General features: G+C 58.9%; 18 protein-coding genes and 1 tRNA gene. 14 read left to right on the top strand and 5 right to left on the bottom strand.

The annotated features are described in order from the left end of the window. Positions 1 to 82 precede the first annotated feature (82 nt). Complete coding sequence (locus AC07OJ_RS04840; protein WP_065908148.1) at positions 83 to 991, bottom strand: AraC family transcriptional regulator; 909 nt, start codon at positions 989 to 991, stop codon at positions 83 to 85. A 102-nt stretch (positions 992 to 1,093) separates the two neighbouring features. Here AC07OJ_RS04840 and AC07OJ_RS04835 point away from each other — a divergent pair, with 102 nt between their 5' ends. The 5 genes from AC07OJ_RS04835 to AC07OJ_RS04815 are packed head-to-tail and all read left to right on the top strand — an operon-like array spanning position 1,094 to position 5,500. Beyond that, positions 1,094 to 1,654, top strand: coding sequence for a carboxymuconolactone decarboxylase family protein (locus tag AC07OJ_RS04835; protein WP_065908152.1), 561 nt, complete (start codon positions 1,094 to 1,096; stop codon positions 1,652 to 1,654). A gap of 40 nt (positions 1,655 to 1,694) precedes the next feature. Then, positions 1,695 to 2,756, top strand: a complete 1,062-nt coding sequence (locus tag AC07OJ_RS04830; protein ID WP_106803717.1) for an acyl-CoA dehydrogenase family protein — start codon at positions 1,695 to 1,697, stop codon at positions 2,754 to 2,756. Continuing rightward, a complete protein-coding gene (locus tag AC07OJ_RS04825; RefSeq protein WP_495094092.1) occupies positions 2,753 to 3,556 on the top strand; it encodes an ABC transporter ATP-binding protein in 804 nt (267 codons plus the stop codon). Before AC07OJ_RS04830 ends, AC07OJ_RS04825 begins: the two co-directional genes overlap by 4 nt. Further along, the gene (locus AC07OJ_RS04820) at positions 3,543 to 4,742 is read left to right on the top strand and encodes an ABC transporter substrate-binding protein (protein WP_213553755.1); all 1,200 of its coding nucleotides are present in this window, start codon (positions 3,543 to 3,545) and stop codon (positions 4,740 to 4,742) included. The genes AC07OJ_RS04825 and AC07OJ_RS04820 overlap by 14 nt, the downstream gene beginning before the upstream one ends. Next, the gene (locus AC07OJ_RS04815; protein WP_282396043.1) at positions 4,739 to 5,500 is read left to right on the top strand and encodes an ABC transporter permease; all 762 of its coding nucleotides are present in this window, start codon (positions 4,739 to 4,741) and stop codon (positions 5,498 to 5,500) included. The genes AC07OJ_RS04820 and AC07OJ_RS04815 overlap by 4 nt, the downstream gene beginning before the upstream one ends. Positions 5,501 to 5,563: 63 nt before the next feature. Here the strand turns inward: AC07OJ_RS04815 and AC07OJ_RS04810 are convergent, their stop codons facing one another. Together AC07OJ_RS04810 and AC07OJ_RS04805 are read right to left on the bottom strand one after the other, a co-directional pair. Next, positions 5,564 to 9,148 carry a membrane-targeted effector domain-containing toxin gene (locus AC07OJ_RS04810; protein WP_495094091.1) on the bottom strand — a complete coding sequence of 1,195 codons (3,585 nt, stop codon included), beginning with the start codon at positions 9,146 to 9,148 and terminating at the stop codon, positions 5,564 to 5,566. A 172-nt stretch (positions 9,149 to 9,320) separates the two neighbouring features. Beyond that, complete coding sequence (locus tag AC07OJ_RS04805) at positions 9,321 to 9,455, bottom strand: hypothetical protein (RefSeq protein WP_256595088.1); 135 nt, start codon at positions 9,453 to 9,455, stop codon at positions 9,321 to 9,323. 171 nt (positions 9,456 to 9,626) lie between these two features. Between AC07OJ_RS04805 and AC07OJ_RS04800 the strand changes: the two genes are divergently transcribed. Beyond that, positions 9,627 to 9,815: a hypothetical protein gene (locus AC07OJ_RS04800; protein WP_016978057.1), complete on the top strand. Its 189-nt coding sequence runs from the start codon at positions 9,627 to 9,629 to the stop codon at positions 9,813 to 9,815. Positions 9,816 to 9,830: 15 nt separating this feature from the next. Here the strand turns inward: AC07OJ_RS04800 and AC07OJ_RS04795 are convergent, their stop codons facing one another. Continuing rightward, entirely contained in the window at positions 9,831 to 10,211 is a 381-nt protein-coding gene (locus AC07OJ_RS04795) for a fe2+ zn2+ uptake regulation protein (RefSeq protein WP_065908163.1), read from the bottom strand. Positions 10,212 to 10,447: 236 nt separating this feature from the next. On the opposite strand from AC07OJ_RS04795, the gene pvdQ reads away from it, so the two are divergent. From pvdQ to AC07OJ_RS04760, 7 genes are all read left to right on the top strand, one after another. Further along, entirely contained in the window at positions 10,448 to 12,736 is a 2,289-nt protein-coding gene (gene pvdQ / locus AC07OJ_RS04790; RefSeq protein WP_495094090.1) for a bifunctional acylase PvdQ, read from the top strand. Between the two features lie 212 nt (positions 12,737 to 12,948). Continuing rightward, a tRNA-Cys gene (locus tag AC07OJ_RS04785) sits at positions 12,949 to 13,022 on the top strand. Positions 13,023 to 13,412: 390 nt separating this feature from the next. Then, on the top strand, positions 13,413 to 13,916 hold the full coding sequence (locus AC07OJ_RS04780) for an RNA polymerase sigma factor (RefSeq protein WP_003210521.1): 504 nt from the start codon (positions 13,413 to 13,415) through the stop codon (positions 13,914 to 13,916). Then, positions 13,913 to 14,752 carry a FecR family protein gene (locus AC07OJ_RS04775; protein WP_495094089.1) on the top strand — a complete coding sequence of 280 codons (840 nt, stop codon included), beginning with the start codon at positions 13,913 to 13,915 and terminating at the stop codon, positions 14,750 to 14,752. Before AC07OJ_RS04780 ends, AC07OJ_RS04775 begins: the two co-directional genes overlap by 4 nt. Positions 14,753 to 14,843: 91 nt before the next feature. After that, on the top strand, positions 14,844 to 17,243 hold the full coding sequence (locus tag AC07OJ_RS04770) for a TonB-dependent siderophore receptor (protein ID WP_495094088.1): 2,400 nt from the start codon (positions 14,844 to 14,846) through the stop codon (positions 17,241 to 17,243). A gap of 454 nt (positions 17,244 to 17,697) precedes the next feature. Further along, a complete protein-coding gene (locus tag AC07OJ_RS04765; RefSeq protein ID WP_495094087.1) occupies positions 17,698 to 18,984 on the top strand; it encodes an anaerobic sulfatase maturase in 1,287 nt (428 codons plus the stop codon). Between the two features lie 50 nt (positions 18,985 to 19,034). Continuing rightward, positions 19,035 to 21,455, top strand: coding sequence for an arylsulfatase (locus tag AC07OJ_RS04760; protein ID WP_495094086.1), 2,421 nt, complete (start codon positions 19,035 to 19,037; stop codon positions 21,453 to 21,455). A 154-nt stretch (positions 21,456 to 21,609) separates the two neighbouring features. Here AC07OJ_RS04760 and AC07OJ_RS04755 read toward each other — a convergent pair whose 3' ends face one another. Further along, entirely contained in the window at positions 21,610 to 22,005 is a 396-nt protein-coding gene (locus AC07OJ_RS04755) for a hypothetical protein (RefSeq protein ID WP_495094085.1), read from the bottom strand. 466 nt (positions 22,006 to 22,471) lie between these two features. On the opposite strand from AC07OJ_RS04755, the gene AC07OJ_RS04750 reads away from it, so the two are divergent. Further along, on the top strand, positions 22,472 to 22,771 hold the full coding sequence (locus tag AC07OJ_RS04750; protein ID WP_106803730.1) for a hypothetical protein: 300 nt from the start codon (positions 22,472 to 22,474) through the stop codon (positions 22,769 to 22,771). The last annotated feature ends 82 nt before the right edge of the window (positions 22,772 to 22,853 follow it).

Raw genomic sequence — 22,853 nt, 5'->3', positions numbered from 1 at the left:
TGTACTCCTTGTGTGAGAGCGCCGGAAAAACAGTTCCATATTTTCTTACAGCTTGATTGGCGTAAAACTACACACTTGCATTTTATTTCGACGCCAAACCCTTGCGGTAAGCGCCGGGCTGCTGCCCGGTGACCTTATGAAACGCGCGCGTAAACGCCGCCACTGATTGATACCCCACCGCCAGCGCTACATCGGCCACGGTCTGGTCCTGCTTGAACAGTTGGCAGGCATGGCGCACGCGCATCATCAGCAGCACTTGCCCCGGCGATTGCCCGCACAGCTCATTGAACCGCTTGAAAAACGCCGAGCGCGACAGCCCCGTGCAGGCGGCCATGCTTTCCAGGCTCCAGGGTTGCTCGGGGTGGGCGATCAATTGCTCGAGCAAATGCGCAAATGTCGGCTGCCGGGCCAGCGCGGCAAGGCCGCCAAGTTCGGTGTTATCCAACACCTGTTGGCGCAGCACATACAGGAACAGCAGATGGCAGAGGCGTTCCAGCAAGGCGGAAGAGGGCGGTGTGCGTGCGCATTCTTGCAGGATCAGGTCGAACAGGTTGCGCGCAGCCGTGAGTGACGGATCGCCGGCTCGCAGCACGATCCAGGCGGGCAGGGTGTCGACAATCATCGCCGACAGGCCGGACTGGAAATGGAAGAACCCGCAGACCAAGCCCACGCCGTCGGTGGCGCTGCTGTCCAGCGGCTCCATTGGGCGACGCGGGCATTCCTGCGCACCTGCCGCCGTGGCTTCACCCGACAGTCGATACTCAAGGTCACGCAGCAGGAACACCGCGTCGCCGTTGTCCAGCGCCACCGGGGTGGGCTCGCCATCGATGTGCAACCAGCACTGACCCTGCACGATCAGGTGGAAACTGGCCCGGGCCAGGCCGTGGGTACTGGCGTGCCAGTCGCCGCAATAACGCCCGACGTGGAACAGGCTGGTGTTGAGTTCGAGGCTGTCTAATAACCAATCGACAAGTGCACTGGACGAATTCATCTAATGGAAAGACTCAAGAGCAAGTAATCGCTACTTTAGCCTATTGAGGGGTTTTTTTATAACCAACAGACTGGTTACACCAACCCCCAAGGAGACCACTCCATGTCCCGTGTACCGCTGCTCACCCCCGAAACCGCCCCGGATGCGGCCAAACCCTTCCTCGAAAACGCGCTTAAAGGCTCGGGTTTTATCCCTAATCTGCTGGCAGTGCTGGCCAATGCTCCGGCGGCGCTGGAAACCTACATCACCGTGTCCGGCCTGAACGCCAAGGCCGAACTGAGCCTGGCTGATCGCGAAGTGGTGCAACTGATTGCCGCGACGACCCATGGCTGCGACTTCTGCGTTGCCGGTCACACCGCCGTGGCGCGCAACAAAGCCAAGCTGCCGGAGGCGGTGATCGAGGCCCTGCGCCAGCGTGGCGAATTACCCAATGCGCGGTATGAGACACTCGCCGCCTTCACCCGTGAAGTGATCGCCACCCGCGGCGATGTCAGCGATGCCGGTTATGACGCGTTCCGTGCGGCAGGCTACTCCGAAGGCCAGGCCCTGGAAGTTATTTTGGGCGTCAGCCTGGCAACCCTGTGCAACTTCGCTAACGTGTTTGCCCGTACCCCGCTGAACCCGGAGCTGGCGCAATACCGTTGGGAAAAACCGGCCAGCTGAAGTGGCGATGGTCCCTCTGCGTTAACAAGGAGAAACATGAATGCTTGACCCTATCTTGAGCCGTTGGCTCGATGTTCAAGCGCAGGCCCTGGATGTGGGCAGTTGCGATCCACAGGAAGTGCTGCCACGGCTGGCAGAAGCCAATGTATTGCGTATCGGTGTGCCCACGGCACTCGGCGGGCTGGGCGGTGATGTGGCCGGCGCCGTGGAGGCCATCGCCAACGTCGCCAGCCATTCGCTGGCGGCGGCTTTCGTGTGCTGGGGCCAGCGTTCGTTTATCGAGTATTTGCTGCAAAGCCCGAATGCGCGGCTGCGCGAGCAACTGCTGCCGGACCTGCTCAGCGGCAAGCTGGCGGGGGCGACCGGATTGTCGAATGCGATGAAGTTTTTGTCGGGCATCGAGACGTTGCAGATCAGCGCCGAGCCCAACGACCACGGCTGGACCCTCAACGGTCGCCTGCACTGGGTGACCAACCTGCGCAAGAACGGCTTTGTTGCCGCTGCGGCGATTGAACATGCCGGCGGTGGCGCACCGTTTATCCTGGCGATTCCGGATTCGGTGGCCGGCTTGCAGCGCTCGCGCGACCTGGAGTTGCTCGGCCTGCAATCGAGCAACACCGCGGCGTTGGGCCTGGAAGGCGTGGAGCTGAGCCGCGACTGGTTGCTGCATGACGATGCGCGCAAGTTTTTGCCAGCGGTACGCCCGGCGTTCCTTGGCCTGCAGTGCGGCATGTCGATCGGCCTGGCGCGGCGCTCACTGGCTGAAGTGGCCAACCATCTGGGGGCCAGCCGTACGGTGTTGCGTGAAGAACTCGAGACATTGCGCGTGACCCTCGATCATTTAGTCAGCGAGCTGAAGAGCGGCCTGTTGGCCGGGCGCTTTGCCGCCGAGCCGGTGCCGTTGTTCAAGCTGCGCATCGCCCTGGCCGAAACCGCCGCCAGCGCTGTGCAGCTGGAGTTGCAGGCCAGCGGCGGCAAGGCCTATCTCACCGCGCATGGCAGTGGGTTTGCGCGACGCTGGCGTGAGTCGGCTTTCGTGCCGATCGTCACGCCAAGCCTGGTGCAATTGCGCACCGAGTTGCAGCGTCAGGCCAACCTATGAGCCCGGCGGTATTGACGGCCCAGGGGATTTGCCTGGGGTACGCGAGTGGCCCGGTATTGCAGGGATTCGACCTGCAGTTGCAGCCCGGCGAAGTGGTGTCGATCCTGGGTCCCAGTGGTGTTGGCAAGTCCAGCCTGTTGCGTGTGCTGGCCGGTTTGCAGGTGCCTCAGGGCGGCAGCGTACGTGTGCTCGGTGAGCCTTTGAACGGCCCGCATCCACGCGTCGCGGTGGCGTTCCAGGACCCCAGCCTGTTGCCTTGGCTGAGCCTGGAAAAGAACGTCGCCTTCGGCCTGGATTTCGCCCGCCAGCCGCACCTCAGCCCTGAAGAACGCCGCCACCGCGTCGACCACGCCATCGCGGCGGTAGGTCTTGAGCACGCGCGTCAGCAGTTTCCGGCGCAGTTGTCCGGTGGCATGGCGCAGCGCACGGCGTTGGCGCGCTGCCTGGCTCGCCAGCCGCAGGTATTGCTGCTGGATGAGCCATTCGGCGCCCTCGACGAAGTGACCCGCGCGGACATGCAGCACCTGTTGCTCAAGGTCAATCGCGAGCAAGGCGCGGCGGCGGTGCTGATCACCCATGACATTGATGAAGCGCTGTTGCTGTCCGACCGCATCCTGCTACTGGGCAACCGCCCGGCGCGGACGCTGGGCGAATGGCTGATCGACCTGCCGCAGCCGCGTGAAGAACAGGTGGAAGCCATCGGCACGCTGCGCATCGAGATTCTCAAAACCCTACGGCAGGCGAGCCGCCCCCAACCCAACCCCCTTGACCTGCCGGAGCCCTGCCATGTGCCTGGATGACCTGACTCACTCGCGCCGTGATTTTCTCAAACTGTCCGCCGTACTCAGCGCCGCCGGCGCGTTGCCACTATTGAGCAGCCTGCAGGCGCGCGCCGCCAGCGAGCCGGATGCGCCGGTACGCATCGGCTACTTGCCGATCACCGACGCCACGCCGTTGCTGGTGGCCCACAACAATGGCCTGTTCGAAGCCGAAGGCATCAAGGCCGAACGCCCGGTGCTGCTGCGCAGTTGGGCGCAGGTGATCGAGGCGTTTATCTCGGGCCAGGTCAACGTGATCCACCTGTTGTCCCCCATGACCGTGTGGGCGCGCTATGGCAGCAAGGTGCCGGCCAAGGTGGTGGCGTGGAACCACGTCGGTGGTTCCGGCCTGACCGTGTCACCGGGCATTACTGAGGTGAAGCAACTGGGTGGCAAGTCGGTAGCGATTCCGTTCTGGTATTCGATCCATAACGTGGTGGTGCAGCAGCTGTTTCGCGACAACGGCCTGACCCCGGTCGCCCGTGCGGCCGGCAGTGCGATTGCCGCGAACGAGGTCAACCTGATCGTGCTGCCGCCCTCGGACATGCCGCCGGCCCTGGCCAGCAAGCGCATCGATGGCTACATCGTCGCCGAGCCGTTCAACGCCTTGGCGGAGAACCTCAAGGTCGGCCGCGTGCAGCGCTTTACCGGTGACGTGTGGCGCAACCATGCATGCTGCGTGGTGTTCATGCATGAACATGATCTGACCAACCGCCCGGAATGGTCGCAGAAGGTGGTGAACGCTATCGTCAAGGCCCAGGTCTGGACCCGCGACAACCGCGAGGAGGCGGTGAAACTGCTGTCCAAGGACGGCCCGAACCGCTACACGCCGCATGCCGAACCGGTGCTCAGCAAGGTGCTCGCCCCGGCGGCCGGCGACCGCGCGGCCTACCTGGCCGATGGCGCTATCCAGCACGCCAATTGGGATGAGCACCGCATCGACTTCCAGCCCTATCCGTTCCCCAGCTACACCGAGGAACTGGTGCGGCGCTTGAAAGACACGCTGATCGAGGGCGACAAGAAATTCCTCGCTGACCTCGACCCGGCCTTCGTGGCCAAGGATCTGGTGGACGACCGCTTCGTGCGCAACGCCATCGAGGCGGTGGGCGGCATGAAGACCTTTGGCTTGCCGGACGGCTTTGAGCGGACCGAGGAGATTGGCGTTTGAACAACCGCAGAGTCCCGGGCTGGTTGCTCGGGTTAAGTGGCCTGGCGGGTTTGCTGGTGCTCTGGTGGCTGGGGGTGAAGGTACTGGGCGACGCGGACGGCCTGTCCGCGCGCTTTTCGCTGGCGGCGACGTTCAGCAGCCTGTGGGAATTGCTCGGGCGGGGTGAGCTGTATCTGCACATCGCCGTCAGCCTCAAGCGCATTTTTGTCGGGCTGTTCCTGGCCTTGCTGGTGGGGGTGCCACTCGGGCTCCTGGTGGGCAGTTCACGCAACCTGGAGGCGGCGACCACGCCCGCGTTCCAGTTCCTGCGGATGATCTCGCCGTTGTCCTGGATGCCCATCGTGGTGATGCTGATGGGGGTAGGGGACCCGCCGATCTACTTCCTGCTGGCCTTTGCCGCTGTGTGGCCGATCATGCTCAATACCGCAGCCGGCGTGCGTCAGTTGGATCCGCGCTGGTTGCAATTGAGCCAGAGCCTGAGCGCCACGCGCTGGGAAACCTTGCGCCGCGTGGTCATCCCCGGGGTGGTCGGGCATGTGCTGACCGGCGTGCGCCTGGCCATCGGGATCCTGTGGATCGTGCTGGTGCCGTGCGAAATGCTCGGGGTCAGTGCGGGGCTGGGGTATTACATCCTGGATACGCGTGATCGGTTGGCTTATTCGGAACTGATGGCGATGGTGCTGTTGATCGGGGTGCTGGGGTTTGCGCTGGACGCGCTTGCACGCGGGTTGCATCAGCGATGGGTGCATGCGGGCTGACAGGCCCTGAAACAAAAGCCCGGCATTTCGCCGGGCTTTCGTGGGTCGGCTCATCGACCCGGCTTACGCCGCCACTGAATTCCTGGGTGACGCTTTTTCCTGTTTGAAAATGTGCAGGTCACCAGGCAGATCATCGGGTTTCAAACGCTGGGCCGGATCAGGCACGTGATTGGTTTTCCTGAGCCCGAGGCTTGGCCCCGGATCGGTCCTTTTAAACACCCCGACACCGATGCTGCCCGTCAACTCTGCCACGCCCGGAATACCTTGGCTGGTTTTCATGTGGGCGTTGCCCACCAAGGCAATCCATTTTTCGCCGGCGGAGTTTTGCCGGATGGTCTGCGCGGCGTAGTAGTTGAATTCCTTTAGCCTTGGCACAAAGTCCTCGGCCTTCATCGCTTGCTTGTACAGCTCGCGTTCATCCTTGTGCCGGGTCAAGTAACAATGGTCCAGCGGCACGACTTCTATACCTGCATCGGAAAACTTTTTAACCAGTTGATTGAAAGAGGGAAACCGTGGGGTTATGCCATCCCCAAGGTAGCCGATGCCGTCGTCGACGAGCTTCATCTGTGCGTCATAAAACGTGGCTTCCATATACAGCTTCTTCACGCCTTTTTGCTTGAAGGTGTCCACGTTGTCGAACAGTGTCTGGAAGCTCGCCAGGTCTTTGTGAACGTCACCAAAGACAACCCCATCTGCCGCGTCCAGCGCTTTTTCGATCAGTTGTGAAGGTGTGACACTTTTGGGGATCTCGGGAATGGTCGGGCGCGCTGGCAGTTCGCCAGAGGCCATGCGTTGGTAGAAGGCGTCCATTTCCCGACCAAACTTTTCGCGGGTTGCGGCTTTTCTGCTGGGGGTGAAATGGGCGTCATTGCGCGCACCGTTGATGCTCGTTACGTACTCTGCGTCAGGCAAGTGGTCGGTTTTGGGCGCGGTGGGGACGTGACGGCCCTGCCGGTCGATGGGGTTATACCGGGCGTTACCTGGCCGTCCTATGGCGCCCTCCATCCTCGGCGAGGGCGGCATCATTGCATCCAGAGGGTTGAAGTCGTCCAACGGGGTGCCGTAAGGCCTCATCTGGACCGGATCGTAGGCATAGCGTTGGCCATTCGCCAGGATGGTGTCGGCCTCGTAGGTCTGGCCTCCGTACTTGAACGAACCGTACGTCAGGGGCCCATGTTCGCGGCTCATCGCATTGGCCAGGTTCAAGGAGTCTGTCGCGCCCTTGATCTTGTCCACACCCTTGCCGATCAGCTTGGCGCCACCTTCCACCAGGTCGCCGAGCCCACCCAGCGGGTTGAGTTCACTGATGACGGTGGTACCGAGGATTTTCGCGACCTTCAAGGCCTTGCTCGCCGCGCCGGCAGCTTTAGCGCCGACCTTGGCAACCTTCCCCGCGCCGGCGGTGACAAACCCGAAGATATCCATGCCCAGGTCGATTGCGCCGTCCAGGTGGTTACCGTTTTGAAAGTTGACGATCGCCGACCTGAGCGGAATCAGGTCGAGAAAAAAATCCGCCAGTTTCCCCTCGGTTTCCATTTGCTTGTCGAACGTCGTGGTGCCCTTGGCCTGCTTGACCACATCGTTGTTATCAATATCCAGGTGTTCGACAAAAGCATCGGCAATGGCCTGGGTTCGCGTGCTTGCAAAGCTGTTGGGGGTGGCGCGTGGCTCGCTCGCTTGACCGCCTGAAGCCAGGGCTGCGGCAACGGTATCGGAGGGTTTGAACGACTCTATCGGAAAGACACGGTTGGCTTCGCGCTCGCGCTCTTGAGTCAGGACGGTGTTCGGCACCGCGGTGATGGAACCCCGTTTAAAGTCAATCTCATAGACCTTTTCGCCGTCTACCCCCGTGGTTTTGACCAGCAACGCCTGGTTTTTTTCTGCGAGGGTTCGATCGGTAAAGCCCAGGCCCAACTGGTAGGTATGATTTTGAAAGAACTCGAGCTTGCCGTATTCGAATTGTTCCCTGTCAGGCAGAGGAAGCTGGGCAATCATTTGTTTGACGGCCGTCTTGAGGCCTTGTTTGCGCTGGTCGATGGCTGTGGTGAATTGAGTGTCGAACTCGGTTTTCACCTCCAGATTGAGGGACTTGCCTCGTGTCGCCTCAACGATCCGATCGTCGGTGGACTCCCATTCATACTGGTGCAGGCCGCTCATGGCGATATCCAGCAGCGAATGCGGGCCGGCGGGCGCGCGATTGGGGTCGTAGAGCGGCTGGGCGTGAGGCTGCACGGTCTGCTTGACCGTCAGGAGTTTCTCTTCAAAAGGTACGTTCTCGCCAAACCGTTCTTTCAGCTTGGCCAGCGCAATTTCCTTGCGGCTGGGAATAGGGGCCTCAATCTGGCTGCTGGCGTCGACGCGCATGCGTGCCTGCTGATTGAAGGCACTCCTGACCTTCTCAACGTCGGTGGTGTTGTAACGGCCAGCCTCTGTTTCAGAAAGCACGCCGTTGACCACCCCCCAGACTCGCAGCGCAGCGGTCTGTGCCTGTTGGGTCATGGCAAGGTTTTGCAGGCCGGCATTTTCGGCCTCCAGCATGACTTGGGCAAAGGTCATATTGGGCACCTTACCAGGTGCCTGGTGTTCTATCGTGGCCGCTGCGATCGATAGGCTGACCCAGGCAGGGCTGCCATAGGTGACATTGGCGGGGATATCTTTGATCAGCAGTTCAGCGGCTGTCCTGGCCAGTAGCAGGTAAGCACCGACCTTGGCCATTCCAGATGTGGTGTAGCGTTTGGTCTCCAAATGCTTGCTGAGGTTGTCCACTATCGTGGAAGCGGGTTTGCCCCAATGACTTTGCTGGACCAGATCGAAGCCAGCAACCTTGGTTTTATTGGGCTCAGCAATCGATGTCGGGTCCAGAAACAAATTCATCGCCGCCAACGTGTAGTCGTTTACGCTGGTATCGGTGGCAATCCCGTTCAATTGAGTCTGCAAGGCTTGGCCCAACCCTTGCGCACGCGCGGTGCCAAGGAGTGCTTCCAGTGCCTTTGCCGGGTCCTTCAGGGCCTCGGCAGACAGTGGCTGGTTGCTGTTCAAATACTCCAGAAGCCCCTGGCTTGTCACCATCGGTGGGGGATTCGGATGCTCTGTCACATAGAACCGCGCGTTTTCCATCAGCGAGCGCTGCGCCTGGCTACTCAACGGCACTGGCCAGGACAGCGCGCCACCAAAGTTGCCCAGTGGGTGTTCCATGGCGCGGTCGAGCACGGCGTCGGCCAGCGCGCTCAGGGCAAAATGGCTGTTGGGCATTTTCAACCCGTAGTCGGTGATGAAGTCTTCAAGCGTCGATGCGGTGTCTACTTGCGAGGCGTAGGTTGAGGCCGGATGAATATCCATGAGAGCGGTCGTCAGCGCGGAGATGATGGCCTGGGGCGTGGTGTTCACCCCCAGGCGGGCGGCTATCTCGTTGAGCTTTTGCCCCAGGGTCCGCAGGTTCTGCTTGTCCGCCAGGGACCGTGCCAGCCCGGTATGGCTGGTGTCGGTGGGTGAGCGCCGCTGGCGCCCTGTAGGTGTCTGGTCGGCGTCCTCTGAGGGCTGAGGTGTCGGCGCAGGGCTGACGAATAATGCGGGTGTCGCAGCGGGAGCGGGAAGCGGGAGAGTTTCAGCGCTGGGCTGGTGGGGAGGCGCATAGGCAGATATTGACATCGGTGGGTACCTTTTTGACTTGCCAAGAAAAGCGCCTGTCATTAGGAGGTTCCCTGTTCCTCAGGCGCCTCTTTGGGTGTGGAAAACACCCGCCGAGGTTCCTCCTGAGGGGACTGCCGTGTGTAAGACCGAGTGTCGGTGAATCAGAGAATTTTCTGATACCGCTCAGGCGTCAGCGGTGGTAGTACCCCGGCCCACCTTCTGAATAGCGATGGTCGTGCCAGCCGCCTCCGTGCGGGAAAAAGAAGCAGCCGCTCATGCTCAACATGACCAGCAAGGGGATCAGCAGTGCGATACGACGAAGCATGTCCAAGTCCTCCGGGGGCTTACAGGATCAATCAGGCGTCAGACAAGCCAAAGCTTTTCATCGCCTGTAACATAGGACCCTGCCGACCCGCGTCCATCCCCGTTGCCGGGTATGTACTTGGCATGTTCGGCGATACAAAGTGGATACATTTTTCAGGTTCAGGAACCCGTCATGACCCAAAAGCAACGTTTGAAATACTCGATTCTGATCGCCCTGGCGGTACTGGCGACGATGTTTGGCCTGTCCTATCTGCAGAACATCGGGGCGATCAGTGAGAAGACGTTCCAGACCATCGCCATTGCCGTTGCAGTGGTCGTGGTGGTGATCAACGGCATCATGCGCCGCAAGGTCAAGCTCTAAGCCTGCGACGCAACGTCAGGCGCGACCTTCGAGTACCTTCGCAGCCTCTTCATGGAGGCTGTAGCTTTTATCTGCATTGAGGGTAATCACGCCCTCGCTGCACAGGCGCTTGAGCACCTCGCGCACACTCAGAAACGACAGCGGGATGCCCAGTTCGAGCAAATGGCTGTGCACGCCGCGCACGCCCAGCGTGCGCTGGTTGTCGGCGGCGGTGAGCAGGGCGTCGATGACCTTCAGCCGAATCAGGCTGGTGCGCAAACCGAAACACTTGAGCAAATGGCGAATACGCTGGTTGCCTTGCTGTTCGGGCGCTTTGCCGAACGTCTGTGCGCCGCTGCCGTAATGGGCGTCGGCTGCCGGTGAATGTCCGTCCGTGGGCACTTGCGGGTTGTACATGCAAAACTCCTTATCAGAGCCTGATCAGGAAAATGATGGCGCTCTTAGTTAATAAGACGTACGAGCGAGCAAAATCATGAAGTCTCGGATGTAGAAATTTTGTCGGTATCGGTTTTGTCACAGTCGCGCCGCCTTAAATAAACCTCGGCGCGCGCTAAATTGTCCGCGGCTTTTTGCGTCCTTACGGTGGGGTAGCTACCCCTGGTGAGGGTGTTCAATTTGACTGTGGAGTCTGCGTGATTATTTCCAACGGGTTGTCCAGGGTGTGCGTGGCGGGGCTGTTGCTGGGGTTGAGCCTGGCCGCATCGGCGCGGGAACAGTCGACACAAGCGTCGGCGGATATTCGGCGGACCAGTTTCGGCGTGCCACATATTCGTGCCAGCGACGAGCGCGGCCTGGGCTTGGGCATTGGTTACGCGTATGCCCAGGACAACCTGTGCCTGCTGGCCAATGAGGTGGTGACGGTGAATGGCCAGCGCGCCAAATTCTTCGGTCCCGAGCAGTCGACCCTGGAGGAACGCAACAACCTGGCCAGTGACGTGTTTTTCACCTGGTTGAACACGCCGCAGGCCGTCGCCGCATTCTGGAACGCGCAAAGCCCGCAGATCCGCCAGCGCATGGAAGGCTACGTCGCCGGCTACAACCGATACCTGAAAGAGCAGGGCGCTCCCGCGCAGTGCCAGGCGGCATGGGTGCGGCCGCTGGAGGTTGGCGACCTGGTGAAGCTGACGCGCAGGTTGTTGGTCGAAGGCGGTGTCGGCCAGTTTGCCGAAGCCCTGGTAGGCGCGGCGCCGCCTCAGGCGACCGCCAGCGTGCGGCCGACCGCCAAGGCCTTTGCACTGGCAGACGCCCAGCAACAGCGCTTTAGCCTGGATCGCGGCAGTAACGCGGTCGCGGTCGGCCGAGAGCGTTCGTTCAATGGCCGTGGCATGTTGCTGGCCAACCCGCATTTCCCGTGGGTGGGTGGCATGCGTTTCTACGAGATGCACCTGACCATCCCCGGCCAGCTCGATGTGATGGGCGCCGCATTGCCCGGCCTGCCGGTGATCAATATCGGTTTCAACCAGCATGTGGCGTGGACCCATACGGTGGATACCTCCAAGCACTTCACGCTGTATCGCCTGACGCTGGATCCCAAGGACGCCACGCGCTACCTGCTCGACGGCAAATCCATCGCCCTGGAAAAAACCACGGTGACCGTGCAGGTCAAACAGCCGGACGGCAGCATTCAACCCGTGGTGCATCCGGTCTACAGCTCGCAGTTCGGCCCGGTGGTGCAATGGCCGGGCAAGCTCGATTGGGACAACCACTACGCCTTCAGCCTGCGCGATGCCAACCTGGGCAACGACCGCGTGCTGCAGCAGTGGTACGCGATGAACCAGGCCAGCGACCTCAAGGCCCTGCAAACCTCGGTGCATACGCTGCAAGGCATTCCATGGGTCAACACCGTGGCCGCCGATGATCAGGGCCAAAGCCTGTACATGAACCTGTCGGTGGTGCCCAACGTCAGTGCGGCGAAATTGGCGCAGTGCAGCGACCCGCGTGCCGGCCTGCAGATGATCATGCTCGACGGCGCCCACAGCGCCTGCGCCTGGGATGTGGACCCGCGCGCGGCCCAGGCCGGCATCTTCGCCGCCGACCAATTGCCGCAACTTGCGCGCACCGACTACGTGCAGCACTCCAACGACTCGGCCTGGATGGCCAATCCCAAGGCGCCGCTGACCGGCTTCTCACCGGTGATCAGCCAGGACCACATCGGCCTTGGCCCGCGTGCGCGTTTTGCCCTGCAGCGGCTGCAGTCGCTGGAGAAGCAACCGATCCGCGTTGTCGACCTGCAGAACATGGTCATGGACAATGAGGTCTACCTCGCCGGCCAGGTCATGCCTGACCTGCTCGAGTTCTGCGCCAAGCAACTCGGCGACGACGCCACCACGTTGCAACCGCTGTGTAGTCGTCTGAACACCTGGGACCGGCACGCCAACCTCGACAGTGGCCTGGGCCTGGTGCACTTCATCGATCTGGTCGAACACCTGCAGCAAATCCCCGACGCCTGGCGCGTGCCCTTCGACCCGACCCAGCCGCTGACCACACCACGCGGCCTGGCCATCGACCGTGCGCCCGTCGCCCAAGCCCTGCGCGAAGCCATGCTGGCTTCCAGCGCTGCGGTCGCCAAACTCGGCCTGGGTGCCGACAGCCGATGGGGCGATATCCAGGTGTCCGGCCAGACCCCGGTGCATGGCGGCCCGCAGGAATTGGGGATCTACAACGCCATGCAAACCGTGCCTCGCGCCGACGGCAAGCGCGAAGTGGTCAGCGGCAGCAGCTACCTGCAAATCGTCACCTTCGACGACCAGGGCCCCCATGCACAAGGCGTGCTGGCATTCTCCCTGTCGAGCAACCCCGCGTCCGCGCATTCCAAGGACCAGACACAGCTGTTCTCACAGAAAAAACTGCGCACGCTGCCCTTCACCGACGCCCAGATCAAGGCCGACCCGGCGTATCAGGAACGGCGCGTGCAGGAGTAGGGCAGGCACGCAACTCCTTGATCCCCATGCGAAATATTTTTGAAATCAAGGGGTTGCAGGCAAAAGCAAATGAGTACATAATGGCGCCCATCGAACGCAACGAAGCATTAAAAACTTCAATGTATTCAATGAGTTAGAGTAGAGGCAGGGTTTTATAGCCCACTCAAGTTTTTATGCGGTGAATGTCAGTGGTAAGGGCATTGATCGTTTGAGGCCGAGTAGCAAAATGGTTATGCAGCGGATTGCAAATCCGCCTACGCCGGTTCGATTCCGACCTCGGCCTCCACTCTTAAAAACCCCGTAGATTAACGTCTACGGGGTTTTTTATTGCCTGGGATTTGGGCAATCACTTCCGCAATTTTTTGGATCGCTTCCACAAGTAGCCTGTTTTTAGCATCGAGCTGACAGAGAACTTTCACCGTTTTTGTTATGAGCTGCCTTCGCTCCCTAGCCATAGCTGCATTCAGATTAGGTTCTTAGGAGCGACAGCTTTCGGCCCAGAGTGTGTAAAAACGCTTCGCCAAAATTGAAGTGTGCGCGTCTACGTTAAATCTGAAATTTATCGGCACGTCAGCAGTAGCCTTGAACTCCCCCTCGCTATCTCCCCCTCAACCCTTTATGATGAGATCTATTCTCATAAACGCCAGTTCTCGGAATGCCCACACATCACCCCCTGATGGCCGCCCTGGCTCTCCATTACGACGACCTAGTTGACTACATCAAGCGTCGCTTCCACGGCCGAGACTTCGCACGCGACTTGATGCATGAAGTGTGCGTGCAGATGCTGGAGAAACCACCCCGCGACCCCATCGCCACGCCTTTGGCGTTCCTGCGTAAAACGGCGTTCAACCGCGCCATCGACCGTATTCGCGCCGAGCGTACGCGGCAGGCTCATTTAAATGGCCATGTGCCCGAGTACCTGAGCGTCGACGATTGGGACGGCGCCCAGGCGCTGGATTTCGAGCAGCAGCTGGCGGCGTTGCTAGACATCATCCAGGCGTTGCCCGTGCGTCAGCGGCAGGTATTCCTGCTGCATCGCATCCATGACATGTCGCAACGGGAGATCGCAGAGGAGCTGGGAATTTCGGTGAACATGGTGACCCAGCATTTCGGGCGGGCCATGAAGACCATCGGTCAGCATTGGGAGCCGGCGCGCCGAGCCCTTCGGAAAAACCCATGAATTCCTCGCCTTCCCGTGACCCCAAAAACGATCTGCTGCAGCCGTTCGCGGACGCTTTGCGTGAGCGCGTGCCGTCCAAGGAAACCTTGCTGGCCGAAGGTAAAGCCTTCACCAAAAGCCGCCGCAGCAAACAGAAATCCCTGGGTGCCGGATTGTTGGTCCTGGCGCTGGCAGGTGGCTTGTGGCAGTTGGATCCGGCCTGGCAGACGGAGGATGTGCAGGTCGCCATCGGCCAACGTCAGGAAGTGCGTTTGCAGGATGGTAGCTTGGCGATGCTCAATTCCGGCGCTCATCTGCGTATCGAAAAACGCCTGCGCAGCCGTCAATTGGAATTGCTGAACGGCGAAGCGATGTTCACCGTGGTACATGGCGATTCGCCGTTTATTGTGCGTAGCCAGGGCGTACGAGTGCGGGACATAGGCACAATATTCAATCTACGCAGCGATGAGCGTGGGGTGGATGTGGGTGTGATCGAGGGCAGTGTCGAGGTCAACAATGACCACACCGCGCCACGCCTGCTGAAGGCGGGCGAGCAGGTGCGTGCCACCGCTGAAGGGATCGGCACGGTGGCACCGGCAAGCCGCGAGGCGCTGACGGCCTGGCAGCAGGGTAAATTGCGCTTCGACGGTACGCCACTGAGTGAGGTCGTGCGCGACCTTCAGCAGTACCGCGAGCAGCGTATTAAAGTGGCCAACACAGCCACCGGTGAACTGCGCCTGTCGGGGGAGTTCGACAGTAAAAGCGTCGAGACACTGATCGAAATGCTGCCGCGGATTCTACCGGTGAGCCTGATACGTACCGCCGATGGCCGCGTGATTCTTAACAAGACTCGCTAACAGACAAGAATTATTTTCAACACGACATCAAGATTCCTACAGCGTCATACGCCATTGCCCATAGAGAGCACTTTCATCACTGGGGATCACAATGGGTAAGAACACGCGAGTGCAACGTCTGGCATTACTGGCTTCCAGCCTGTTACTGGCGGGGGCCGCCAATGCGCAATCCGGCACCTACCGCTTGGATATTCCCGCGCAAGCGCTGGATAAGTCCCTCAATGCGCTGGCGCAACAAACCGGCAGCCATGTGCTGTTCGCCACGGATATCGCCGAGGGCCGGCAAGCCCCGGCGCTGCACAGCCAGATGACCGTGGAGCAGGCCCTGCAAAGCCTGATCGGCCAAAGCGGCCTGCAGGTGCAGAAGGTCGAAGACGGCAGTTATTTGATCGCCCCATCCGCCAGCGATGACGCGCTCAACTTAGGCGCAACCACGATTCAGGGGCACGCGCTGGGTGTGACGACGGAGAACTCCGGGTCCTACACTACGGGCGCGACGAGTACGGCAACCAAGTTGCCGCTTACCCTGCGCCAAACACCACAATCAGTGACGGTGATCACCCGCCAACAAATGACTGATCAGGGCTTGGGCACAATCTCTGAAGTATTGGGGCAAACCCCCGGTGTGTCGGTGATGCATGACGACAGCGAGCGCTTCAACTTCTATTCCCGTGGTTTCGCGCTGAATAGCTTCCAGTACGACGGCGTGCCTACTTCAGATTTCACCACTAACACCAACGGCCTGGGTGTGCGGGACATGGCCATCTATGACCGGGTGGAGGTCGTACGCGGCGCCACTGGATTGATGAGCGGCGTCGGCAGCCCGGCGGGCGTGGTCAACTTAGTGCGCAAGCGTCCTACCACGGAATTCCAGGGGTACGTGTCGGGCAGTGGCGGTAGCTGGGATCGCTATCGCACTGAGATGGACCTGTCCGGGCCCCTCACGCAAAACGGCGCAGTGCGGGGTCGGGTCGTCGCGGCGTACGACGACTCCAACTCCTTCATCGATTACTACTCGTCGAAGAAAAACGTGTTCTACGCCATCGGTGAAGCCGACATCAGCGACAACACCATGGTGTATGGCGGTATCGACTATCAAAAGATCAACTCCGACGGTTCCAGCTTTGGCCAGTTGCCGTTGTTTTACGCCGATGGCACGCGTACCGATTTTTCCCGCTCGAAAAACCCGGCGGCCAGATGGGCCTATGCCGACAGTGAAAGCACCAAGTACTTTGGCGGTGTCGAGCATCATTTCGACAATGACTGGATGCTGCGTGTCGAAGCCAGCCACTGGAAAGGCGACACCGAGCAACTGCAAGGCAACCTGATCGGTTGGGGCCCTTACCCAGACCAAACGACCCGTCAAGCCCAGTTGTTCCGTAGCCACAAGACCTATGTCATCAACACCGATTCGGTGGATGCTTATTCCACCGGGCCGTTCTCCTTGCTCGGTCGCACCCACGACTTGATCCTGGGGCTTAATGTCAGCGACCGCCGCTCGGATTACTTCTCGCAAAATGCCGATGCAACCTCTGCGCGCCCGAGCGTGGACTTTGACAACTGGGGCAATAATGCGCCTCGCCCTACGTCCTACGTAACCTGGAGCTCCCAGGATTATCACATCAAGGAAGTCGGCGCTTTTGGCGCGGTGCGCCTCAAACCTACGGACGATCTGTCCGTTATCCTAGGTAGCCGCGTCGTCAACTACAAGCGCGAAGGCGAGCTGGGTTATAACTCTGACCCGGCCAACCCTGACCATGATGATGCCAAGAAAACCGGCAAGGTCATCCCCTACGCTGGCGTGGTCTATGACCTGACTGAGCAGCATTCGGTCTATGTCAGCTATACCGACATTTTTGAACCGCAAAGCAACATCGATATAAGCGGCAAAGTCTTGGAACCCATGGCCGGCAAGAACTACGAGGCTGGCCTCAAGTCCGAGTTCTACGGCGGTGCATTGAACACCAGCATCGCGGTGTTCAAGACCAAGCAGGACAACTTTGCGCAGTACGTAGGCAGCACCGACGACGGTCGTGATGCTTACGAGGGTGTGACCAATACCACCAAGGGCTTTGAGTTGCAGGCCTCCGGCGAAGTATTGCCGGGCTGGCAGGTACTGACCGGGTTCACCTATTCCCAGCCGCGTGATGAGCAGCACAACCGTATCGACTCCCAGCGCCCTGAGCGCCAGTTCAAGCTGGCAAGCACCTACAAGCTCAACGGTGCGCTCAAGGACCTGACCGTTGGCGGCAACGTTATCTGGCAGGGCAAGACATACTTCGTCAACGAGTCACTGGAATCGGAGGCCAAGGAGGGTAGTTTTGCCGTGGTCGGTTTGTTGGCACGTTATGACATCGATAAGCACCTGAGTGCCTCGCTTAATTTCAATAACATCTTTGATCGCGAGTACTACACAGGCTACGGCCTCTACAACAGCTACTACAGCGGTGATCCGCGCAACGTGATGGTGGGGCTCAAGTACCAGTTCTGAAGACGCCTGCGCCATTCAACTGCCAGAACACCCGTCGATGGTGGCCAGGGAGAGTAGACGACTACGCTCCACTGGCCTATGGCACGATCAGTAAGCTGACTTTCCAACACGCATTATCGAACAACCAACATTTCAGGATCTTGTCCGCTTTGACGCGATATTCGCCTTGAATGAAGAGTGGATGCTCAGGCTGCTTGGCATCAAGCACACTCCCAGGTTCAATCTAGGAAAGGCGTACCAATAACCGCGTCTTAAATTTTTCCGCGGCTTTGGCAGTAATGCTTCATAGCAGCGATGGGTTCCCACCAAGCGGGACATACAGGACATGATCAGAATCTGTCCGCTATTGCTGCTCACAAACTTGTCCGTTTGATCGACACTCTTGCCAATTGCCCGCTTGCGAATCCCGTCTATAGTCAATGCTGCACTTCGCAAAGGCAGAAAGGTCAAGTCGATGTCAGCAGTCTTCTATGCTCGGAATGTTCCAGCGCCACCCTACACATTTCACGTCATGGCCAAGCCCAGCGGGGCTGATTGCAATCTGGATTGCGATTATTGCTTCTATCTCGAAAAGGCCGCGCTGTATCGTGACGAGCGTCGTCATCGAATGAGTCTGGATGTGCTGGAAAGTTACATCGCAAACTACATCGCTTCGCATACCGATCAAGCCGAAGTAGCGTTCACCTGGCAGGGTGGCGAGCCGACACTGATGGGGTTGGAGTTCTACCAGCATGCGATAAGGATGCAGGCGGTTCATGGCGCTGGCCGCAAGATCACCAACAGCTTCCAGACCAATGGATTACTGATCGACGACAAGTGGAGTCAATTTTTCGCCGAGCATGATTTTTTGGTGGGCTTGTCACTAGATGGCCCGGCCGATATTCACGATGAGTACCGTGTCACCTCCGGCGGTAATGCAAGCCATGCCTTGGTTCTGCGTGCGCTTGAGTCGCTGAAAAAAAATAAGGTTCGCTTCAACGTCCTCGCATGCGTCAACCGACGCAGCTCCCAGGATCCACTCAGGGTGTACGAGTTCTTCCGCAAGCTCGGCGTCGAGTACATCCAATTCATCCCCATTGTCGAAAGGCTTCCCGACGTGGCGGATGCTGCCATGGGTTTCACCTTGCACGGCCCGGACAGTGACCTGGTGCTGAGTGCTTCGCACAAGGCCGAACCGAATCTGACCTCCTGGTCTGTTGGCTCAGAAGACTACGGCACATTTCTCAACGCGATCTTCGATGTCTGGATCAAGCGTGACGTGGGCCGGATTTACGTTATGAACTTCGAGTGGGCGCTTGCGAACTACATGGGCGAGCCCGGCGCGGCTTGTCATCACCAGCCCACCTGTGGCCGGGCGGTGGTCGTCGAGCATAACGGCGATGTTTTTTCCTGTGATCACTACGTCTATCCGAAATTCCGCCTGGGCAATCTCACCCAGCAGTCCCTGTCCACTTTGCTGCAATCCCCGGAGCAACAGAAGTTCGGCCAGGACAAACTGACCTCACTCCCCAAGCAGTGCCAGCAGTGCAACATGTTGAAAGGGTGCTGGGGGGGATGCCCAAAACATCGTTTCATCGAAACAGATGAAGGCGAACCAGGGCTCAACTATTTGTGTAAGGGCTACTACCAGTTCTTTGCGCATACAGCGCCTTATCTGCGAGCCATGTCCGGATTGATTGCTCAAGGCCGTTCACCCAGCGAGATAGTGGGTGCCACGTTGATGATTACCAGGCTTGGATGAGTGTTATCAGATGATTGCCTGAGACTTTTGAATGCAAAGGGAGTTGATGCATGTCTAAACCGAGTAAACCGTCATTCATGCTGGCCACCGCGTTCCTTGGCAGTGTCGGCTCGCTGACCACCCAAGCCGCCGCCCCCGCAACGGCGGGCGCCAGCCTGCCGCTTCCGACGCCACCATTCGGAGGCACCGTCGGTGAAACCTACAAAACGTCCAAGTCCGACTTTCCGCAACCTGTGACCCCGCCCAAAGATGCACCGAACGTCTTGGTCATCCTGATCGACGATCTCGGGTTCGCCGGTACTTCGGCTTACGGCGGCCTGACGCCTACCCCCAACTTTGATCGATTAGCCGAGCAAGGCTTGCGTTACAACGAGATGCACAACACCGCTTTGTGCTCACCGACTCGCGCAGCGTTATTGTCTGGGCGCAATCATCATCAGGTCGGCATGGGCGGCATCACTGAAGGCGCAACGGGGTTCCCTGGCTACAACAGCGTCTGGGAGGACAACAACGCCGCCATCGGACAGGTGCTCAAGGATCACGGCTATACCACCGCCGCGTTCGGCAAGTGGCATGACACGCCGGACTGGGAGACCAGCTCGGCAGGGCCTTTTGATCGCTGGCCAACCGGCAAGGGATTTGGCTATTTCTATGGTTTTCAGGGGGGTGAAACCAGTCAGTTCTACCCTCAGCTCTTTGAAAATACTGTGCCGGTAGAGCCGTCAAAAACTCCGGAACAGGGCTACAGCTTCAACGAAGATCTTGCCGATCACGCGATCAACTGGCTGCGCGAGCAACAATCGGTGGCGCCCAAAAAGCCTTGGTTCGTCTACTACGCTCCTGGTGCCATGCATGCGCCGCATCAAGTTCCAGCGTCCTATATAGAACCGTTCAAAGGCAAGTTCGATATGGGCTGGGACAGCTATCGTGAGATGGTTTTTGCTCAGCAGAAAAAACTGGGCATTGTCCCCGCTTCAGCCAAACTCACTCCCCGCCCCGCAGAACTGCCGGCCTGGGACACGTTATCCGACGATCAAAAGCGTTTGTACAGTCGGCAGATGGAAGTCTTCGCCGGTTTCTTGACCCAGACTGATGAGCAAGTGGGGCGCGTACTGGATGCCGTGGCTAAAAGTCCGAACGCCGATAACACCCTGGTCATGCTAGCACTGGGTGACAACGGTGCTTCTGCCGAAGGCGGGTTGGATGGCACGGTCAACAACATGGCCACGCAAAACGGTATTCCGGACAACGTGCCGAACATGCTGAAAGTCATTGACGAAATCGGCAGCCCTAAACATGAGAACCATTTCTCAGTGGGCTGGGCATGGGCTGTGGATACGCCGTTTCAGTGGACTAAGCAGGTGGCAAGTCATTTCGGCGGTACACGCAGTGGCTTCACCGTCAGTTGGCCTGCCCGTATCACGGCGCATGGCGAGGTGCGTAATCAGTGGCATCACATGATTGACGTGGCCCCGACCATTTACGAGGCGGCCGGCATCAAAATGCCGGAGACCTTCAACGGGCAGAAACAGGTTCCGCTGGCGGGTGTCAGCATGCTCTATAGCTTTAACGATGCTAAAGCGTCGACCCGGCACACCACCCAATATTTCGAAGTCATGGGCAATCGCGCGATCTACCATGACGGCTGGGTAGCAGCCGCTCGCCACGGTTTGCCGTGGGAATTGCTGGGGCGCAAGGGGGATTTCGAGAATGACAAGTGGGAGCTTTACGATTTGAGCAAGGACTTCAGCCAGGCAGATGACCTGGCGGCGAAGAATCCGGCCAAACTCAAACAGCTTCAGGCGTTGTTCGAATCCGAGGCCAGGAAGTACAACGTACTGCCGCTGGACGACCGTTTTGTAGAGCGTGGAAATGTTCCGGACCGCCCGAGCCTGTCTCGCGGTCGTGATCAGTTCACGTTCTATCCTGGGACTGTGCGAGTGCCGGAAGGTACAGCGCCGAACGTCAAGGCTCGCTCTCACACGGTGACCGCCGTGTTTGAAGCCGACGCGAAAACCGAGGGAGTCATTGTCGCCCAGGGTGGCAGCGCGGGATACACGCTGTTCGTCAAGGACGGTTACCTGGTGTACGAGAACAACTTCTTTGGCAAGGAACGCGACCAGATCAAATCACCGGAAAAGCTGCCTGCCGGTAAGGTGGTCGCCGAATTCCAGTACACGCATGAAGACAAAACCTTTGGCGGTGGCGGTACGGGTGTATTGCTGATCAATGGCAAGGAAGTCGGGCGAGCCCGTTTTGCTCACGTGCCGCCGATCCGCTACAGCGCAACCGAGTCCTTCGACATTGGTCGCGATACTGGCGAAGCGGTTTCCAACGACTACGAGGGGCCGTTCCCATTTACCGGCACTCTCGAAAAAGTGGACATCAACATCCAGCCTCAGCAGTTGAGTGCAGAGGCTCAAGAAAAAACCAAAAAGCTGGAGCGTGACGCAGCCATCGCGACGCAATAAAGAGGCGTTAAACCGAAGCCTGAGTCAGGCTTCGGTTTGATCAGTTATTTCGAATTGCAGCCCCTCGCGGTAGCTGCCGACGAAAAGCACATGTGTACTAGACTGCTTCTTTGTGTGGTTTATCGACGATCGTCACGCTTACCAAAAAATAAGTTTATTCACACTTTACGTCGGATTGAGAGCCCAACCGCCCACCGCCATAGTAATTTAAGAAATCCCGCATAACCGGCATCAGCGCCTCCTGCGAAGCAATCTCCCAGAACTTTCTCTCCCCCAAAACCGGCTCTAACCGCTTTATAAGTTCCTGCGCCGTATTGTGCTGGCCCGTACGCAGCCAGTGCCTGAACATATTCTCGTTTTCCTGCCTCGGTAGCTGTGCAGCCTGGAGCAGTTTGAGTGTGTATCGGTAGTTCAGTGGCCACAGTTGCTTTAAAAAATCGAGTCTCTCAGCGATGGGAAGCCTCACTAGCCAGTGCCTCACATCCTTATCCACCTGAGCAATGCCAGATCGCGAGGCCACCTGTTCCGGTGTGAAATGAATGTCGTCCATGGTGTGCGAGGCCGAGTGTCTAAGGGAGATCTCATTCTGTCCCAAGCACAGGAATAACGGGCAGTTTTATTTTGTCGCGCGCACGGCTCTCAAATGGCAGCCCATCCAAAAAAATAGGGTCAGACCACCGTTAAAGAATTGTGGTTTGACCCCGTTTTCAATGCCCGCTTTTGGCCGACAGCTGTCGGCCGTTCCGTAGTCTGCCCGCCATCTGTTTAGCTTGCAGCAACGGCCCGAGGAGGGGAGATCAAGGTTGATTCAGGCACAGCCATTTGGATGTCAAAAAGCAGGATCAGTCACGTGATGGCCCTTGTCTGCTCGTACTGTCCGCCTCCAATCGTCAATTGTCCTGGCTCTAACCGGAACGTGCTTAACCACCATTAGCCCGGTTGGACTGCCAACGCGTGGAACGACCCGCTATGCCTGTAAGTCTACCTGTATCTACTCATGGGTAAGGTACAGCGCAATGGATAAGACAATCACCGTTGATCAACTAGCTACCATCGACCTTAGATCAATCAACGAAATATGGCTCGGCGAAACGCATACCCAGTTATGCCTATGGCGTGGCGAACAGGTCTTCACTCACGAGATGATGAGCGAGGGCACCCACGATCAGAATGTCCGGCGCCTGTGCGTGCAGTTGGTCAACTCTGACGACCAAGCCGCCGTGGCCAGCGTTGAGGTAATTGTGCGCGAACGGCTGGAAAAAATCGGGAAGGAGGGCGAGTTTTATCCCGCAGAGGAAGCTGATACTCATCAATAAGAAAAGGAGTATCGGCCATTCATGGGGAGGTAACCCAAGGCCTGTTGTCGCTTGCAAGCGTATCTTCCGCTGATGAGCCTGG

Source organism: Pseudomonas sp. GW821-FHT09C08 (genome assembly GCF_059418125.1).
Note: the sequence above shows the minus strand (reverse complement) of the source record. Positions and strands in the feature narration are given on the sequence as shown.

Excerpts from the sequence above, each read along its gene's own strand:
- AC07OJ_RS04830 (WP_106803717.1), top strand. The coding sequence starts at position 1,695 with ATGCTTGACCCTATCTTGAGCCGTTGGCTCGATGTTCAAGCGCAGGCC.
- AC07OJ_RS04800 (WP_016978057.1), top strand. The coding sequence starts at position 9,627 with ATGACCCAAAAGCAACGTTTGAAATACTCGATTCTGATCGCCCTGGCG.
- AC07OJ_RS04750 (WP_106803730.1), top strand. The coding sequence starts at position 22,472 with ATGGATAAGACAATCACCGTTGATCAACTAGCTACCATCGACCTTAGA.
- AC07OJ_RS04780 (WP_003210521.1), top strand. The coding sequence starts at position 13,413 with ATGGCCGCCCTGGCTCTCCATTACGACGACCTAGTTGACTACATCAAG.
- AC07OJ_RS04755 (WP_495094085.1), bottom strand. The coding sequence starts at position 22,005 with ATGGACGACATTCATTTCACACCGGAACAGGTGGCCTCGCGATCTGGC.
- AC07OJ_RS04805 (WP_256595088.1), bottom strand. The coding sequence starts at position 9,455 with ATGCTTCGTCGTATCGCACTGCTGATCCCCTTGCTGGTCATGTTGAGC.
- AC07OJ_RS04775 (WP_495094089.1), top strand. The coding sequence starts at position 13,913 with ATGAATTCCTCGCCTTCCCGTGACCCCAAAAACGATCTGCTGCAGCCG.
- AC07OJ_RS04770 (WP_495094088.1), top strand. The coding sequence starts at position 14,844 with ATGGGTAAGAACACGCGAGTGCAACGTCTGGCATTACTGGCTTCCAGC.
- AC07OJ_RS04835 (WP_065908152.1), top strand. The coding sequence starts at position 1,094 with ATGTCCCGTGTACCGCTGCTCACCCCCGAAACCGCCCCGGATGCGGCC.
- AC07OJ_RS04760 (WP_495094086.1), top strand. The coding sequence starts at position 19,035 with ATGTCTAAACCGAGTAAACCGTCATTCATGCTGGCCACCGCGTTCCTT.
- AC07OJ_RS04825 (WP_495094092.1), top strand. The coding sequence starts at position 2,753 with ATGAGCCCGGCGGTATTGACGGCCCAGGGGATTTGCCTGGGGTACGCG.
- AC07OJ_RS04765 (WP_495094087.1), top strand. The coding sequence starts at position 17,698 with ATGTCAGCAGTCTTCTATGCTCGGAATGTTCCAGCGCCACCCTACACA.
- AC07OJ_RS04795 (WP_065908163.1), bottom strand. The coding sequence starts at position 10,211 with ATGTACAACCCGCAAGTGCCCACGGACGGACATTCACCGGCAGCCGAC.
- AC07OJ_RS04840 (WP_065908148.1), bottom strand. The coding sequence starts at position 991 with ATGAATTCGTCCAGTGCACTTGTCGATTGGTTATTAGACAGCCTCGAA.
- AC07OJ_RS04820 (WP_213553755.1), top strand. The coding sequence starts at position 3,543 with ATGTGCCTGGATGACCTGACTCACTCGCGCCGTGATTTTCTCAAACTG.
- AC07OJ_RS04810 (WP_495094091.1), bottom strand. The coding sequence starts at position 9,148 with ATGTCAATATCTGCCTATGCGCCTCCCCACCAGCCCAGCGCTGAAACT.